Genomic DNA, 15,935 nt, shown 5'->3' with positions numbered 1-15,935 from the left:
CGTCGCGCAAGAGGTCTGTGCGTACCCGCGCAGCTCGCCCATTTCCCGTGAACCCAGCAGGTCAGAGAGCTGCCTGCGCCGGTGCCGGCCGGCTTGTATCCACTGGCGGCGTGGCCAGGGGAGAGCAGACCGAGACCGGTGGTGGGACCACGCGATGCTGCACCGCCGGATCTCCGGCACCGCACCGCATCCGCACAAGTGGCTGGCGAGGGCTGAGAAGAAGGCTGTAGCCCAAAGGGCAGTCTCCAAGGCGATGCCCCGGCCCCGATCAGCCGTCCGAGCGGTGCGCCGCCGCTGCCGACGAGGTTGACGTCGATCACCCTCCGCCAGGTCGCCGGATCGGAGGAGAGGAAGGGACCGCCCTCGGCAATGCTGGCGTTTGCGACCACGGCCGAGACGGGGCCCAAGACCTCGCGTACCCGGCCTGCGGCGGCCGCCAGGGCCGTCGGATCGGTGATGTCCGTCTCCAGGGCCGGCACCGTCCCGGGCAGGGAGGCCGCCACCGCCTCCAGGGCGGCCTTCTCCTGGCCGAACAGTGCCACCTGTGCGCCCCGCGCGGCGATCTCACGGGCCGGCGCCGTACCGATGCCGCGAGCGACGCCCGTCACCACGAGCGTCCGGTGGACGAGCGGGCCGCTGGACATGGGGTCCTTCTGCCGGAAATACACCCTCCTCGACCTGTTCCTACTCGGGGGCACGACCGGATGCGCTTTCTCGGCCATCGCCCGGCGCGCCGGTCATCTCCGCGGCCGCGGGCAGCTCATGGGAGAGTCGGTCGCCGCCGGTTCAAGGCTGGAGGCCGGGGAGCACGCGTCCTCCTTGAAGGCTGTATCCGCCGTGTGATGGGTGGTGGTCTCGGCCCCGCCCGGAGTCACGGCGTCCCGCGGTGCGGTCGCGGCGGCTCAACAGCCGCTGGATTCCCGCTAGCGCCGGCGCGCGGCTCCGCCGCCCGCGCCGCACCGCCGGTCCGCCGCGTCGGAGCGGATGTCGCGGGACCCGTGGGTGTAGGCCCACGCGGACTCCGTCCCGGTCGGGGACCGGGTCGGATCGGCGCTGGTCATCTGGCCGAACAGCAGGAAGGGCCGATGGGGCACCTGCCCCATGGCGATCTGCGCGGCGAACCGGGTCAGCCCGTCCATGCCGTCCGCCAGATGCACGGTCCCGGCCCGGCCGACCTGATCGGCCTGCCAGGGCAGCGGAGCCCTCAGTCCACCCTGATGAACCGCTGGAAGTAGTCGGCGGGCGCGCCCTCGCCGACCAGGACGCCTTCGGCCTCCACCCAGGCGTGCGCGGCGAACGGCGGCTGGGTGCGTACGCCGACGCACCAGGTGGGCCATTGGCCGCGCAGCCGGCACAGCAGCACGGTGGCGAGGGAGCGGGGCAGGCAGCCCTGCTGGCCGCCGGCGGCCAGACTGACGGCGAGGACGGTCCGGCGGGCGCGGGCGGTCTCGGCGAGGGTCGCGGGGCGGGCTCCGCGGCGCAGCCGGAGGAGGACCGTACGGATGCGGGACGGGGGCTGCCGGGCGAGCAGGTGGGCGCAGCCGACGGCCAGCCGGGTCACCAGCCGTGGCCCGAGGGGCACCGAGCGGGGATCGTGCGGGACGACTTGCGAGGTGGACACTGCGGCAATCCCTCCGGGACGGGGACGGAGTCGAAAGCGAGGACCGGGACGGTGCCGGGCGACGGGTCAGGCCGTCAGGAGCTTCGCGGTGCGCAGTTCCTCGAGGATGCGGGTGATGTCCTCCTCGACCTGGTCGGCGCTCACGTCGTACCGGTCGGTCAGCGTCGTCACCGCCTGCTGCCGGCTCGTGCCGTCCAGCAGGGTCCGTACGATGAGTGCCGCCGTGGGGTTGAGGGTGTAGTACTCGCCGCTGTTCTGGTCGAGCAGGGCCATGCCGTACTCGGTGTCGGCCGTCACCACTCCGGGGCGCAGGTTCATCGTCATGTCGTGAGACCTCCCATGTCGGTTTTCGCCGGCAGCAGCGGGCCGCGGTTTCGTTCGCGTGTACGCAGCCACACCTCGCAGCCGACGGTCGGATGCAGCAGCGCGCTCTCCAGGTCGGCGGCGAGGGGCCGAAGGCACCAGTCGCGCAGGGCCGCCACGTCGACGAAGCCCAGCTCGCGCAGCCGCGATTCCTCCCAGAGGGCGAGCAGTGAGGAGCGATGGCGGCGCAGCCCGGTCTCCTCCTCGAATGCGGCGTGCGCCTTGGTGGTCCGGTGGCGGGCGGCGTCGGGGACGACACCTTGCATGGCCTCCGCGATCAGTGGCTTGTACCGCCAGGGCGTCACCCGGTCCCGGGGGCGGACGGCGAGGGCGGCCTCGACGAGCAGGTCGTCGTAGTAGGGGGCGGCGAAGGTGACGCCGAGGGGTTCGGACATCTGCTGGACGTGCCGGGCGAAGCGGGCCAGGGTGCGCAGGGTGGCCAGTTCCCGATGCCCGCCGTGACCGGCGCTGAGTGGCTGCGCGTCCCGCGCCTGCCGCTGGATCAGCTCGCGCGCGGCCTCGACGGCCCGCCCGGTGGCCCACGGGGGCAGCCGCGGCGGGGTGCCCCAGGTGAACAGGGGGACGGACATGGGGGGTTGGGGGAGGGTGAGGTCGTGCGCGACGCGCGCCAGCCAGGATTCGTACGGGCGGCGGTCCAGGAGCTGGGCCAGGGCTGTGCGGCGGGACCAGCGGTGCCGGGAGGCGAAGCCGCGGGCGAGCCGCCAGGCCGTACGGGGATGGCGTGGCAGCAGGCCGTGGACGTGGGCACAGGCGCCGCTGAAGAGTTCGTCGCCGCCCATTCCGCTCAGGTGCAGCGGAGAGCCGCGCTCCGCGGCTCGCTCGACGATGTACATCCGCCGGTGTCGGTTGACCGTGTACAGCGACGGTGTGTCGAGGTCGTCGTCGAGCGTGTCGACGCGGTCGAAGGTCAGGGGTACGGCGGTCGCGGGCACCACATGGTGCTCCACCGCGTCCAGCGCCTCCACCGTGCGCCGCGCGTAGGTGACGTCGTCGCCGAGAACGTCGTGGACGGCTGCGGTGTAGGCGACGGTCTTCGCGCCCGCGCGGGCGGCTGTGGCCACCACCGCCGTCGAGTCGACGCCGCCCAGGTCGGCACTGATCAGTCCGCGGCCCGCGATCCGTACGGCGACCGCGTCGGCGAGCCGTTCCCGGACCAGCCGGGCGCCCTCGGCGAGCGACAGTTCGGCCGGCGGCGGGCTCCAGCAGCGGCTCGTGCGCAGGCGTCCGTCGCGGTCGAGCAGGACGCGCCGGTCGCCGGGCACGACGTCGACGCCGCGCCAGACCGTCTGGACGGTCAGCGGGTGCAGGATGCCGGGACTGAGCAACTGGACGGCCAGACGGCCCTCGTCGAGGCCCGCGCCGGTCAGGTCGGCCAGGACGTCGGCACGGTCGGACACGAGGTGCGCGCCGTGGGTTCCGGGAGCCTCGGCGGCGAAGACGCTGCGGACGCCGGTGACGGTGCCGCGGACCAGCGTCCTGCCGTCGAAGCTCACGACCAGATGGTGGCTGCCGGGCCACTTCCTCGCGTACGCGTCGGCGGCCTCGGGTGATCCGGTGCGTGCCGCGCGCACTGCCTCTTCCGGCGTCACCGCGTGCTGCCCGAGCACGGTCAGCCGGGCGGGCCCGCACGCTGCCGTCGTCACGGCGTGGTCCGGCCAACGGCCGATCAGCCAGGGCCGGCCGGACGGATGCGGGATTTCCCGGGTGCCGTGGGAGCGGGCTCGCGTGGCGAGTGCTGCGACGGCGTCGGTGTCCGGGAAGACGAGGAACCAGCAGGCCCCGGCGGGAGACGACGGGCCGGTCACCATGGGGCGGGGTCCTTCCGGTCGGGTGCGGTCGGCGGTGTGCGGCAGGGGGCGTGGGCGGCACCGGCGGCGCCGCCCACGCTTGTGACCAGCTCTCCGATCAGCCGTAGAGGGCAGTCGGAGGATGGGTGGAGAAGGTCAGAGCAGGCTGTGGCCGCCCAGCAGGTCGGGGCTGCCCGTCCCGGCCAGGCCCGTGACCTTCTGGAAGTCGCCGACCTTGGTGAGAGTGGGACGCTCGTAAGCCATCGTCATATCCCTTCGTCGAGGAATTCGCTCCAACGGAAGGCGGGTTGCCCCGCCTGTTGCGTGAGCCGGCGCGCCGCACCTGATCAGCGGGGGCGCCGACGCAGTGCACAAAGCTAGGTGTGCTGTTTCCTCGTTCACAACAGTGGCCGCAGGCCATCCGGGGCGTACTGCGGGACTTCCCTTCCGTCACATTCGCCTCAGAGGCCACGGAGTTCGAGGACCGGGTCATGCCTCTGGCGGGAGGGGGTACCCACGATGCCCTCGCCGCGGAACGGCAGACGTTTTCAGCCGGGCCACGGTGGGCGTCAGGTCGGCACGCTCCACGGCGGCCTCGTCCTGAGCTCGCATGATGCGGGAGTTGGCATTCCGGTTGCCGACGCCGGGTGGCCGATGACCGTCTCCTTGGCCGAGAACCGGTCCTTGTCAGTGGCCGACCGCTTCCGCATCGGGCCACCGGCCTCGGGGGCGCGGGCGGCTGGCGAGGTGCTGCGCGACCCGAGGCCGGTAGCCGCCGCCTCCGAGCCCTGGCGCGACCCTGTCTCGTGAGGAGGGCGGCCTCAGGGACGCCCGGCGCCCTCCGCCCGGCGGATGCCACAGCGGGACGGGGGTAACCGGCTCCTACGAAGGCTCAGCTGTACCAGCTTTGTCGTCGACCGTTCTCAGGAGGCAGCCGTGCCAGGCATGTTGGACCGGATCAAGCAGTTCAGCAGGAGTCCGCAGGGGCGTCGCGCCGTGGAGCAACTGCGCCGCGCCTCCGCCGACCCACGTCGGCGGGCGCAGGCGCAGCGGCTTCTGGGCAGGTGGCGAGGGCGCCGCTGACGGCCTTTGCCGCCCCAGCGTGCTCGCGCTGTGCCGAGGGCCCGGGCGCTGACGGATTCCGTGGGCGCTGCGCGGCCCTCGTCCGCGACGTTGCGCCACCATCCGGTGAGCGCGCGTGGCGCTGCCGACCGGCCGACCGGCAGCGCAAGATGCGCGCGTTGCCGAGCACGGTGAAGTCCGCCCTCGACCGCCAGGTCGGTCCGACCGGGAGCGTCGGTGCCGGCCTCGACGACTTGGCCGTGCGCACCGAGCGGACCGTCTGGGCGGCCCGGCGCCGCCGCGTCGTCAGCCGTCCGCCGCTGCGGACACCGTCGCGGGATCGACCCCGGTAAGTTCGACGATGCGGTGCGGTGGCACGCCGGCGGCCAGTGCGCGCGTGATCAGGTCGTCCCGGCCGTTCGCGGTCTCGCGGTAGGCCAGCAGCTCGTCCTCGAGCCGGGCCAGGGACTCGGGTGCCCTCTGGTGGCGGACCCGGCTCAGCTCCTCGTCGCTCAGCGGTACGGGAAGCCGTTCCGCTCCCTCCGGGATGGCCGCCGTCTCCTCCGGCGGCAGCAGGCGCAAGTGCGGGGACGTGGGTGCTGCTTCATGCGCGTCCAGCCATGCGCGTACGGCGGGAGTCTCCATGCACGCGAGCTCCCCGACGGCGGCGGGGGGCACGCCGAGCGGCGCGGACGCGTCGTCGAGCAGGAACAGGTAGGCGTCATCGGTCATCATCGGCTCCTTCTCACGACAGGGCTGATGGGCGTCCAGTTACCCCGCCGCGCCCGAACTACCGCCGACCGACTGTGCCGGGAGCACGCGTCGCCAGGTTCTCGCGGGACGGCCTCGGCCGAGTAGCTGTCCAACCCGCCGTCGTGGCGCCGGTGTTTCGATCGGCACAACCGGTCTACCTATAGGTCATGGTCAGGCCGACGCGCGAAACAGAGCGAAAGTACGAGGTCCCGCCCTCCGCCGATCTTTCCTGGCTACCCGGCCTGGACCGGGTGAAGGGCGTCGCGACGGTTGTCGCCTCGGGCACCGAGGAGCTGGAGGCGGTGTACTACGACACCGCCGACCTCCGCCTCTTCCGCTCCAGGGCGACACTGCGCCGCAGGACCGGTGGGGCCGATGCCGGCTGGCATCTCAAGCTGCCCATGACGGGCGACAGCCGGGAGGAGATCCGGTCGCCTCTCGCGGCAGACGTCCCGCAACCGCTGCTCGACCTGACCCGGTCACGCACGCGCGGAGCCGAGCTGATGCCCCTCGTGCGAATCCGCACCGACCGCGCGGTGTGGCGCCTCGCGGACGCCGAGGGCGCTGCCCTTGCCGAACTCGCCGTCGACGCGGTCCGTGGGGAGTCGCTGCGGACGCATGCCGCCCCTACGGCGTGGCGGGAGGTGGAGGTGGAGTCGGCCGGGAACGAGACCGACCCGGCGCTGCTGGACGCCGTGGAGGCCGGGCTGCGCGAGCAGGGCATCACTCGGGCGCAGTCACCGTCGAAGCTCGCCCGGGCCCTGGAGGAGACCGGGGCGGCGTCGGCCGGCGACAGAGACAGGTCCGAGGGACTTGGAGGATCGGCCGGTGAGCAGGTCCTGGCGTACGTACGGAAACAGGTCGCAGCTCTCACCGTGCACGACCCGGCCGTACGCCTCGACCGGCCGGACGCGGTCCACAAGATGCGCGTCGCGTGCCGTCGCCTGCGGAGCTGTCTGCGTTCATACCGCACTGTGCTGAACCGTGAGGTCACGGACCCGGTCCGCGACGAACTGAAGTGGCTGGCCGGCGAGCTGGGCGCCGAGCGCGACCAAGAAGTACTGAGGGAGCGCCTGACCGACGGCGTCGGGGCCCTGCCCCGGGAACTGGTCCTCGGGCCGGTGACCGCCCGGCTGCAACTGTGGGGCGTCGGTCGTGGGGACGAGGCCCATCGGCGCACGCTCGACGCCCTCGGATCGCCCCGCTACCTTGCCCTGCTCGACACCCTCGCCGGGTTCGTGGAGAAGCCACCGCTGCGGGCCAAGGCGGGCGAGGACGCGGACAGGGTCATGGCGAAGGCTGTGCGCAAGGAGTTCCACCGGCTGGCCGGGCGCATGGACACCGCACTGAGCCTGCCGCCGGGCGACGAACGTGACGCGGCCCTGCACAACGCCCGCAAGGCGGCGAAAAGGGCGCGCTACGCGGCGGAGGCGGCCCGCGGAGCGCTCGGCAAACCGGCCAAGCGCCTGGGGCGGTCCGTCAAGGCCGTGCAGAGCGTCCTCGGCGACCACCACGACAGCGTGGTGGCCCGTGCCACGCTCAGGGAACTCGCCGTGGCCGCCGCGACAGCGGGCGAGAGCGCCTTCACCTGGGGCCTGCTGTACGGCAGGGAGGAGGCCGTCGCGGCGGCCCGGGAACGTCAAGCGCGCACGGCGTGGAACAGCGCCTCGAAGCCGACGCTGCGCAAACGGTTCAGCAAGTGAGGGGCGCCGGCCCGACAACGAGTCGCGCTGTACTGCCTGGCCCGGCCAGGCACGGCGGAACGTGCTCTAGTCGCACGGGGCCGAGCGGTCCCGTTGTACTTTCAGTTCGCCCTCCGTGCTGGAGTCCGGGGGCAGCACTGCGGCGGAGATCCCGAAGGGGTCGCCCTGGCCGGAGTCGAGGAGCGGGCGCTGGTCGTCGTACCCCCTGGCGGCGAGCAGGTAATCGGCCCAGCGATGGGGGACGAACAGTGCGATGACGCGGCCCTTGAGGTACTGGTCCGGGTTGCCGAGCCGGATGACCTTCGACCAGCGCGTTCGCCGGTCCGCGGTCAGGGCGCCGAGTTCGGCAGGGCCCATGAGTTGGTAGCGCGCGTCGCCGGTGTAGCGCACGGCGAACCACAGGCGGGTGCCCTGAGGGATGAGAGCTGTCCCGGTGAGTCGCGCGCAGTGCGGCACTTCGACATAGGCGTCGCCTCGCGGGGCAGGGTCGGTGAAGGTCACGGCGGCGGCGCGGGTGGAGTTCTCGTCGGTGGCCCGGCCGACCGGGCCACCGACAGGGGAACCTCCACCGCCCGGGGTGCCCGAGGCACCCACTGTGCCTCCGCTCGCGCCGCGTCCGGGGGAGTCCCGGCCGGTGGCCGGCCCGCCCGTACCCGGCTGCCTGGGCTGCGCGCTCGTACGGACCGGGAGCAGGGAGGAGGTGGCTCGGGCCGGCCGGCCCGTCGGAGTGAGCCTCGCCGGATCCGGGACGGTGTCCGCCGTGCGCTGGTCGGGACGAGGAGTGGCGTACGTGTCATCCTCGGCGTCGCCGAGGAACGGCAGGCTCGCGGCCAACGCCCCCGTCACCAGCAGCGCGGACGCGAGCACGGCGAGCCTGCGTCGCCCGCGTCGTCCGCGATGTGCAGGCGTCAGCCCGTCGCCGCCGGAGGCGCCGGGCGCCGCGAGCACGACCAGATGTACGTCGCTCTCCTGCTCCTGCGGAGCATTGCCTCGGTCCGGGGTCGGGACGGCCATCGTCTCTCCTGTGGCGTTCAGCAGTTCGGCGGAGCCTCCGCACGCCGGACGGTGACGGTGTCGCTGTGCCCGGTGTCGGAACGCGGGGGCAGCGCGGGGTTGAACAGGCCGACGGACGATCCTGTTCCGTCCTTGTTCTGCAGCAGTTGGCGGCTGCTGCTGTCGGTGATACCCCTGAGGTAGTCCGCGATGTCGGCGGGTACGGGTACGGCGACGATCTCGAAGCTGTGGCCGGCCTCGCCGGGTCCGCCCAGTTGAGCGGTGGCCGTCCACCGGCCGGTCGCCGCGGAGACGGATGCCTCGGTGTACAGCGCGTAGCGAGGGTCCGCCTTCGTGTGGCCGGCCAGCCACAGCGTGAAACCGTCGGCAAGACGGGCCGTGCCGCTGAACTCCTGGCACTGCTCGACCTCGACCTGTTCGCCGTCGTGAGTGGTGGGCTGCTGGATCGTGACCGAGGAGGCGCGGGACGCGGCGACGGTGCCCGGGGGAGTGGTGTCGGGAGCGGACGAGGAGGGTTCGGTCGGCGACGACGTCGTGGGGCTCGGTGCGGCGGAGTCGCCGAACCAGTCCACGGGGCTCTTGCCGAGGAGCAGGGCGACGGCCGTCAGCATCGCCGCGGCACCACCGAGCCCGCCGATCAAGGCGAACGAGCGGACGGACCTGTGGAGATCGACGCCCGTCGTACCGCCGTCCGGTGCGGCTTCGCCCGATGGTGTGCCACCGTCACCGGCGCTCGGCACGGTGGAGGCCCCTGGCACACCTGAGGCGCTGCCGGTGCCCGGCGCGCTCGGCGTATCAGACGTCCCCGGTCCGCCGGATGCGTTCGGGGCGCCCGAGACATTCGATGCGTCCATTCGGCCCCGACTGCCCTGCGCGTGCGCTGAGTCGGCCGGGTCCGACGTCGGACCCGACGCCGGGTCGGACGGTCTGCCGGGCAGTGCTGCCATCGCGTTCGCCCCCCGTCCGGGCTCTTGAAGCCCGGATGTGATGTCACCTCGGACAGAACCTCTGTGACGGACCTGGATGATGCTCCGGCGCCGCCGTGGCCAAACTCCGTCGGTCGACGGCGCGATGGGCCAACTCGTCACCGGCGGTCCCGCACTCCGCCGAGCAGCGGCGACGCGGCACCGGCGAGAAATCGCCCTTCTGCGGGCTGAGTTCGGTTACGTCGAAACGCGCGCGGTCGCCCCTTCGCCAGGCGCAGGGCGTCACGTCCGTCGGCGTGGAGCGGCAGGCGCAGGTGGCGGGTGCCGCACGCCGGGCTCAGAGGAAACGCCGGATCGGCAGGACCGAGGCCTCTTTCACGCGTTGCAGCAGTGCGCGGCGTCTCCACCGCGTGAGGTCGATGTCCACGCTGCGCCTCAGGTCGGCCTCGTAGTCGCGGTCGAGGACGGCGGTGAAGTCCTCGTCGAGGACGGCCAGCATGACCTCCTCGTCATGGTCCATGGACCGGCGGTTGAAGTTGGTGGACCCGATGAGCGAGGCGACCGAGTCCACGGTGATGATCTTGGCGTGCATCATCGTCGGGAGGTACTGGTGGATGCGTACGCCGGCGTCCAGCAGCCGCGCGTAGTGATGCTGCCCGGCGAGCTGACAGGCGCGTTGGTCGGTGTGGGGACCGGGCAGCAGGATCTCGACCCGCACACCGCGGCGTGCGGTCGCGCACAGCAGGTCGATGAAGTAGGTGTCGGGTGCGAAATACGCGGTGGCCAGTCGGAAGCGCTCCTCGGCGGAGGTGAGCATGACCCGGATGAGGGTCTGCATGTCCTGCCAGCCGATGCTGGCGGAGCCGCGCACCACCTGAACGACCGACGAGCCGGCCTGGGGGTGCTCGGTGAAGCGGTCGCGGTCGTCGAAGAGCTCCTTGTGGCATTCTGCCCAGTTCTGTGCGAAGGCGGCCGCGATGCCGTCCACCGCCGGGCCGCACACCTGGACGTGGGTGTCGCGCCACTCGTCGGGTGTGCGGGCGTCGCCGCACCACTCCTGCGCGATGCCGACGCCGCCGGTGAAGGCCGTGTGCTCGTCCACGACGAGTGCCTTGCGGTGGCAGCGGTGGTTCTGTTTGAACGGCGACAGCCACGCGGGTTTGCGGAACCACGCCACCTGCACACCCGCCGCGCTCATGAGGTCGAGCAGCCCCCGCTCGATCTCCTTGGCGCCGAATCCGTCGAGCAGCAGCCGCACGCGCACCCCCGCGCTGGCGCGCTCGGCGAGCGCGCCCGCGAAGTCCTGGGCGATCTGCCCCTTCCAGTACACGAAGGTCATCATGTCGACGGTGTGCCGGGCCGACCGGATCGCGCCGAGCATCGCGGGGAAGATCTCGTCGCCGTTGCGCAGGGGCACCAGGGCGTTTCCTTCGGTCGCGGCGACGCCGATCAGCCGCTCCAGGCGGCGGCGCAGGCGCTGTTTGCGCTCCGCCGTGCCGGTCGACGTGCTGTCGTCGAGCGGTGCGGGTATGCCGTCGAGGATCACGCCGGATCTCCTCCTGGACATCGAGGGCAAGGAAGCGGGCTGCCCGACAGGCCCGCACCACCTGTTGCCCCACCCGCGCCGCCTCATTCCCGCGGGCTGTTTCGAGCCGGGGACACCCCCACGGCCGGCGGGCCCGGCTGTCAGGGCCCGGCCCCCGGGTCCGGACGTACCGCATCGGTCAACCCCGCCCGCGCGGCCTCCAGTTGTGCGGCGAACGCGATGCCCAGGAACAGCGCGACACCGCTGAGGTTGGCCCACAGCAGCAGCGCCACGAACGCCGTGAGGGGGCCGTACACCGCACCGAAGGACCCGCTCTCGGCGACGTAGAGCGTCAGCAGCCAGGTGGCGCCGACCCAGAGCACCAGATGTACGGCCGACCCGAACGCCAGCCAGGTGTAGCCGGGCTGGACCCGGCGGGGTGACCAGCGAAGGATCACGGCCGAGGCGACCCAGGCGAGACCCGCGCCGACCGGTGTCCGCAGGGCTGCCCACCAGCCGGGCGCCCCGGACCAGCCGAGTGCCTCGGCCGTGGACCGGCCCACGGCCTCACCCGCCACCAGGACGAGGAACCCGAGGACCATCGGGACGCCCGCGGCGAAGGCCAGCAGCAGAGCCCGGCCGTACTTGCGGGGGAAGGGCCGGTCGCGTTCGATGCCGTAGATGCGGTTGGCGCCCCGCTCCACCTGCCCCATCGCCGAGGCCAGGTTGAGGACCGAGAAGGCGAGACCGAGCCAGAGGGCGACGGTGCTCCAGACGTCGGAGTGGGCGCTGCGCCGGGTGCCGGCCAGTGCCTCCTCGACCACCCCGGTGCTGGCGCCCGGCACGATCCGGCCCAACGTCAGTTCGACGACACGTCCGACGCTCTCGGTGTGCGCGGCCGTGGCGACGCCGACGAGGGCGATCGTGAAGGGCACCATCCCCAGCACGATCTGGAAACCGAGGGCGCGCGCGTTGGTGAAGCCGTCGGCGTAGCGGAACCGCGAGAACGCGTCGGCGAGCAGCCGCACACCGCCGTAGCGGCGCAGCGCCGTGAACGCCTCGTCGCCGGACAGCTCCTCCCCGATCATGTCCCGCGTCTGCGGAACGTGCACGACCGTCCCCATCGTCCGCGTCTCTCCTCACGTGTCGGGCCGGCCGCGAGCGTGCCCGCCCGGGCGGCTGCCGGTCCGGCTTCCGGCCTACCGTCTGCCCGGCGGCACGCGATACAGGCCTCGGTCCCGACGCCTGGTCAGGCGGAGGTGAAAGCCTCCTCGGGGACGGCGTCGAGGACGAATCCGTTGTCGAGCCGGACGCGGACCGTGACACGGAGCATCCGCTGCTGGTAGGCGACCCAGTGCGCCTCCAGGGCCCCCACCTGCTCTTCCAGCTGTCTTCTGCTCGCGGGCGGCATCTGGTGGCCGAAGTCATCGAGGAGTGATTTGAGGCGCAGGTACTCACGGACCTCGTGGCTCTGCTGACGGTGATGCTCGTCCACACGCTCGACGGTGCCCTCGATGCCTGCTGCCAGGGCCAGAGAGGCGGCGAAGGCACCCGTCTCCTCCGAGGGTTCCCCGGCCGGGGTCACCGATCCGGTCAACTGCAGATCCGCCGCCAGTCGCACCCGTTGGCCCACGTTCAACGTCATCGATCCATCGTCTTCCTCGTCGGACACCGGCAATCCGGTACGCGCGGCGTCGCCTGGCATACCGAACAGGGAAGGATCATCCCACCTCACACCGGTCCCGACACGGGCCTGGCTCCGAGCCAGGGCGACACCGGCGCGCGGGGCCGAGACATTGTCTAGACCTCTGCGGGGTTCGTCGGGCATGATCGGTGGCATGGAGAGAGTGCATCTGCCGACCACTGAGTCCGCTGTCGTGGCGATTCGTGACCTGGCGGCGGAGTTCGAGGTGGGCATGACCGTCACCGACGACATCGGTGCCGACCAGACTTCTCGCCGCACCTCGGCCGAGCTGTTCACCGTGTTCGACCCGGACGGCTCGCTGCCGCACGAGGCGTTCGTGGAGCTGGCCGGGTCGCCCTCCGTCAGCGTCCGGCTCTTCCCCGAGGACGACGCGCGGATCACCGTCGACGGGGTGGAGTTCAACGATGTGCCGCGAGACTCCGTACCCGGGTTCCTGCGATCCGTCTACGGCGGGCTCGCCCGGACCAAGGGCCGGTTGTTCCCGCCCGGCCAGTGGCTCATCGTGCCGCTGCCGGGGGACGAGACCTACAAGGAACTGATCGTGGACCCCAACCTCACACCGTGGCTGGCGCGTAGCGCGCGATGAGGCCGTCCAGGTAGGACGGGCCGAAGCCGAAGTGCGCGGCCTCGGGGACGTAGGCCCGCATCCGGCCGGTGGAGATCCGCAGGGACTCGGGCGGCACCAGGTGCGGGACCCGGTGCGCCCGCCTGCCCAGGGCCGCCTCGAGCGCGGTGACGATCTCCTCGGCCGAGTAGGAGACCCCTGAGGCCACATTGACGGTACGGCCGTGCACCCCGAGGTCCAGCAGCCGGTTCAGCACTGTGCCGAAGTGCCGTACGTCCAGCAGGTCCCGGCGCGCCCCGTGGTGGACGGTGACCGTGCCCGAACGGATCTGACGGACCAGCGACGGGATGAGCTGGGCCGGGTTCTGGTCCGGGCCGACCAGATGACTCAGGCGCAGGATCAGCACGGCGGCCCCCGAGACGGTGACCAGCCGTTCCATCGCCAGCTTGTGATGGCCGTAAGGCGTCAGCGGGGTGATCCGTGCGCTCTCGTGACCCTCGCCCTGCCGGCCGTACAGGCCGGTAGCCGCTGTGGACAGCAGGACCAGAAGCCGGCGCTGCTCCCGGCAGCGGCGGACGGTGGCGGTCACCAGCCGTGCCTCACGGGCGAATTGCTCCGGCGCGGTCTCCGAGGTGCTGGAGACTCCCGCGGCCAGCACGGTCACCCGGTGGTGCGGCAGCGGGTGGCGGCGGAGATAGCGGGCGATGAATCCGTCACCGATCACTTCGGCGCTCATACGCGAGCGAGGCGGCGCAGGACGGCGTCGGCCGCCGCGCGGGCGCCGCCCGAGCGGCGGATCTCCTCGCGCATCGTGGCCAGCCGCCGGCGGACGCCGTCGTGCGTATGCAGGCGGAGCGCGGCGGTGCGCAACGCCGCCGGGGTGACCGAGCGGAACGGGATCGCCGCGCCCAGGCCCAGCTCGCGCACGCGCCGTGCGGTGCCGGCCTGTTCGGGCAGCCGGGGCACCACCAGTGACGGCACGCCGTGCTGGAGGGCCTCCATCGTGGTGGCCATCCCGCCGTGATGGATGGCCAGGGCGGCATGGCGCAGTACGGCCCTGTTGGGCACCCAGGAACGCGCCTCGACGTTGGCCGGAAGCGGGGGCAGGTCGCGGCGATCGCCGGTCGCCATCACGACATGCCAGGGGAGATCGGTGAACGCCTCGGCGACCGTCGCGAAGAACTCCGGGTGGGCGCGGTCGATCGAACCGAGGGAGACCAGGGCGACGGGGGTGTCCGTGTCGGGCGGTGTCCAGTCCGCCGGTTCGGGGGCCGGGGTCGGGCCCACGAAGGCGTACTCCTCGCCGAAGGAGTCACCGTCCGGCTGGAAGGAGCGGGGGATCAGGACCAGTCCGCCCGACAGCGCCGTGGCCAAGTGCTCCCGTGCTGTGGTCCGTACGCCCTCGGCCACGAGGAACTCCGCCAGCCGGGACAGGAATTCGGGCGCCGCCGGGTTCGCCTCGGGCGTCCCGGGCGGGGCCAGGGACCAATGGCGGGGTGCCGCCAGGTACGTCCAGACCTGCATGGACGGGATGCCCCACCGGGCGGCGAGGACGCTGCCCGCGCCCGCAGGGTCCTCGGTGAGAACGAGGTCGGGGCGGTTGTCCGCGAAGGCCGCCGTCAGCTGGGGCAGTGCGGTGCGGGCGTCGTCGAGGTAGAGAAGCGGCAGCCGGCGGACGTCCGTGGGCCAGTCGGCCGGGTCCGCGGGGAGCGAGGAGCGCAACCGTACGGGCGTGGCACCGACGGACTCGACCAGCGGCGCGAACTGCTCGGTCGTGGCGTAACTGACGTGGACGCCGCGCCGTACCAGCTCGGCCACCGTGCCCAGCAGCGGGCCGATGTGGCTGTACGCGGCGGCCGTGCAGACCGCCACATGCCGGGCCGCCGCTCCCGGCTCAGCGGGAGCCCGCACCGTTCACCGCCTCGTGCCGGGTGCGGAGGTCCTCCAGGCTCCTGAGGAGGTTCGGGAGGGTGTCCGGCTGGTTGCCGTCATGGCGTCCGGTCGTCATGCTCAGCCCCGTCACCGGCGGGCACAGCACGACATTGGCGCGCTGCCGCAGCCGCGCCCGGTGGTCCGTCATCGCCGCGCTCTCCCAGCCGCCCGGAGGCAGCGCGGCGGCCAGCGCGATCGGCGCCTCGGTGCATTGCAGCGCCATTGTCACCGGAGTGTCGGCGAGGCCCTGGGCGAGGCGGGCGATGAAATGCAGGCCCGCCGGATATACGGCGATGGCGTCCGGCCAGTTCGCCAGCTCCACATGGAGTTTCCGGGTCTGCGGCTCCTCGGACCAGGAATCCTCGAAAACCAGCCGGTTGGTGAGAACCGAAAGACCCTCCCGGGTCACGAAACGCTGCGCGGAGCGCGTGAGGACGATGCGCAATTCCACCTGCGGGTAACTGACCTGGAACCAGTTGACCCACAGCGGAAGGAAAGCGGCATTCGATGAGCCGCTACCGACCAGGAGAAGACGTTTCGCCCCGAGGGGCGGAATCGGGATGGGCGGCATGCCCCAGTTCTCTTCACTCGTCATCGCGCACATCACCTGTCATCGCACACTCCGGTCTCCTGGGCGACAGCGTCCAGCCGTCCCCCGGGAGGCCGGGCCTCCCGGGGGACGTGTATCAGGCCGATGCTCAGCAACCGCACCAGGAGCAGCAGCAGGAGCACAGGATGGCCTGCGCCTCGTTCTCGTCCGCCTCGACGGTGAGGAGCTCGTCCTCGGTCAGGGCGTCCAGCTCCAGCAGGTCATCGGCCAGCAGGTCGGCGACGGGCATGGTGCCTCCTTCGACAAGGGATATTCCGACGGATGGGGAATGCATCCGCGGGCCGCCCGAAGTCCGGGCGGCGGTCGCCATGCTGTCCGGAGGAGCATCCCGAATTCTTCCGTCGGCCC

General features: G+C 72.2%; 16 protein-coding genes and 2 pseudogenes. 2 read left to right on the top strand and 16 right to left on the bottom strand.

Annotated elements, in window-relative coordinates:
* Positions 1–308 precede the first annotated feature (308 nt).
* From RKD23_RS01235 to RKD23_RS01205, 7 genes and pseudogenes are all read right to left on the bottom strand, one after another.
* Positions 309–644 (bottom strand): annotated as a pseudogene (locus tag RKD23_RS01235) (SDR family NAD(P)-dependent oxidoreductase); the annotation flags it as partial.
* Between the two features lie 321 nt (positions 645–965).
* Positions 966–1,208 (bottom strand): annotated as a pseudogene (locus RKD23_RS01230) (NAD(P)/FAD-dependent oxidoreductase); the annotation flags it as partial.
* Complete coding sequence (locus RKD23_RS01225; protein ID WP_424851832.1) at positions 1,205–1,621, bottom strand: lasso peptide biosynthesis B2 protein; 417 nt, start codon at positions 1,619–1,621, stop codon at positions 1,205–1,207. The gene RKD23_RS01225 and the pseudogene RKD23_RS01230, both read right to left, overlap by 4 nt.
* 66 nt (positions 1,622–1,687) lie before the next feature.
* Positions 1,688–1,945: a lasso peptide biosynthesis PqqD family chaperone gene (locus tag RKD23_RS01220; protein WP_424851831.1), complete on the bottom strand. Its 258-nt coding sequence runs from the start codon at positions 1,943–1,945 to the stop codon at positions 1,688–1,690.
* Positions 1,942–3,813 (bottom strand): asparagine synthase-related protein, encoded by a 1,872-nt coding sequence (locus RKD23_RS01215; RefSeq protein ID WP_424851830.1) that lies wholly within the window; start codon positions 3,811–3,813, stop codon positions 1,942–1,944. The genes RKD23_RS01220 and RKD23_RS01215 overlap by 4 nt, the downstream gene beginning before the upstream one ends.
* 135 nt (positions 3,814–3,948) lie before the next feature.
* On the bottom strand, positions 3,949–4,056 hold the full coding sequence (locus RKD23_RS01210) for a keywimysin-related RiPP (RefSeq protein WP_110635242.1): 108 nt from the start codon (positions 4,054–4,056) through the stop codon (positions 3,949–3,951).
* Positions 4,057–5,160: 1,104 nt separating this feature from the next.
* The gene (locus tag RKD23_RS01205) at positions 5,161–5,586 is read right to left on the bottom strand and encodes a DUF6003 family protein (protein WP_424851829.1); all 426 of its coding nucleotides are present in this window, start codon (positions 5,584–5,586) and stop codon (positions 5,161–5,163) included.
* A gap of 188 nt (positions 5,587–5,774) precedes the next feature.
* Here RKD23_RS01205 and RKD23_RS01200 point away from each other — a divergent pair, with 188 nt between their 5' ends.
* Positions 5,775–7,310 carry a CHAD domain-containing protein gene (locus RKD23_RS01200; RefSeq protein ID WP_424851828.1) on the top strand — a complete coding sequence of 512 codons (1,536 nt, stop codon included), beginning with the start codon at positions 5,775–5,777 and terminating at the stop codon, positions 7,308–7,310.
* 66 nt (positions 7,311–7,376) lie between these two features.
* Here RKD23_RS01200 and RKD23_RS01195 read toward each other — a convergent pair whose 3' ends face one another.
* The 5 genes from RKD23_RS01195 to RKD23_RS01175 form a co-directional block, all read right to left on the bottom strand.
* Positions 7,377–8,324 (bottom strand): hypothetical protein, encoded by a 948-nt coding sequence (locus tag RKD23_RS01195; protein WP_424851827.1) that lies wholly within the window; start codon positions 8,322–8,324, stop codon positions 7,377–7,379.
* A 17-nt stretch (positions 8,325–8,341) separates the two neighbouring features.
* A complete protein-coding gene (locus tag RKD23_RS01190) occupies positions 8,342–9,064 on the bottom strand; it encodes a hypothetical protein (RefSeq protein WP_424851826.1) in 723 nt (240 codons plus the stop codon).
* A 523-nt stretch (positions 9,065–9,587) separates the two neighbouring features.
* Positions 9,588–10,796: a phospholipase D-like domain-containing protein gene (locus tag RKD23_RS01185; RefSeq protein WP_424851825.1), complete on the bottom strand. Its 1,209-nt coding sequence runs from the start codon at positions 10,794–10,796 to the stop codon at positions 9,588–9,590.
* 140 nt (positions 10,797–10,936) lie between these two features.
* A complete protein-coding gene (locus RKD23_RS01180; RefSeq protein ID WP_424851824.1) occupies positions 10,937–11,899 on the bottom strand; it encodes a YihY/virulence factor BrkB family protein in 963 nt (320 codons plus the stop codon).
* Positions 11,900–12,024: 125 nt separating this feature from the next.
* Complete coding sequence (locus RKD23_RS01175) at positions 12,025–12,420, bottom strand: hypothetical protein (RefSeq protein WP_424851823.1); 396 nt, start codon at positions 12,418–12,420, stop codon at positions 12,025–12,027.
* A gap of 193 nt (positions 12,421–12,613) precedes the next feature.
* Between RKD23_RS01175 and RKD23_RS01170 the strand changes: the two genes are divergently transcribed.
* Positions 12,614–13,066, top strand: coding sequence for a hypothetical protein (locus tag RKD23_RS01170; protein WP_424851822.1), 453 nt, complete (start codon positions 12,614–12,616; stop codon positions 13,064–13,066).
* On the opposite strand, the gene RKD23_RS01165 is transcribed toward RKD23_RS01170, so the two are convergent.
* The 4 genes from RKD23_RS01165 to RKD23_RS01150 all read right to left on the bottom strand — a co-directional run bounded on the left by RKD23_RS01165 (position 13,035) and on the right by RKD23_RS01150 (position 15,816).
* A complete protein-coding gene (locus RKD23_RS01165; protein WP_424851821.1) occupies positions 13,035–13,781 on the bottom strand; it encodes an NAD-dependent epimerase/dehydratase family protein in 747 nt (248 codons plus the stop codon). The two genes, RKD23_RS01170 and RKD23_RS01165, sit on opposite strands and share 32 nt — an antisense overlap.
* Complete coding sequence (locus RKD23_RS01160) at positions 13,778–14,956, bottom strand: macrolide family glycosyltransferase (protein ID WP_424851820.1); 1,179 nt, start codon at positions 14,954–14,956, stop codon at positions 13,778–13,780. Before RKD23_RS01160 ends, RKD23_RS01165 begins: the two co-directional genes overlap by 4 nt.
* Positions 14,940–15,581, bottom strand: a complete 642-nt coding sequence (locus tag RKD23_RS01155; RefSeq protein WP_424851819.1) for a flavoprotein — start codon at positions 15,579–15,581, stop codon at positions 14,940–14,942. The genes RKD23_RS01160 and RKD23_RS01155 overlap by 17 nt, the downstream gene beginning before the upstream one ends.
* A 94-nt stretch (positions 15,582–15,675) precedes the next feature.
* Positions 15,676–15,816: a hypothetical protein gene (locus RKD23_RS01150; protein ID WP_159045587.1), complete on the bottom strand. Its 141-nt coding sequence runs from the start codon at positions 15,814–15,816 to the stop codon at positions 15,676–15,678.
* Positions 15,817–15,935 lie beyond the last annotated feature (119 nt).

It is taken from the genome of Streptomyces sp. SAI-170, from assembly GCF_049739565.1.
Lineage (GTDB): Bacteria > Actinomycetota > Actinomycetes > Streptomycetales > Streptomycetaceae > Streptomyces.
This window is presented reverse-complemented; position numbering and strand designations above follow the sequence as displayed.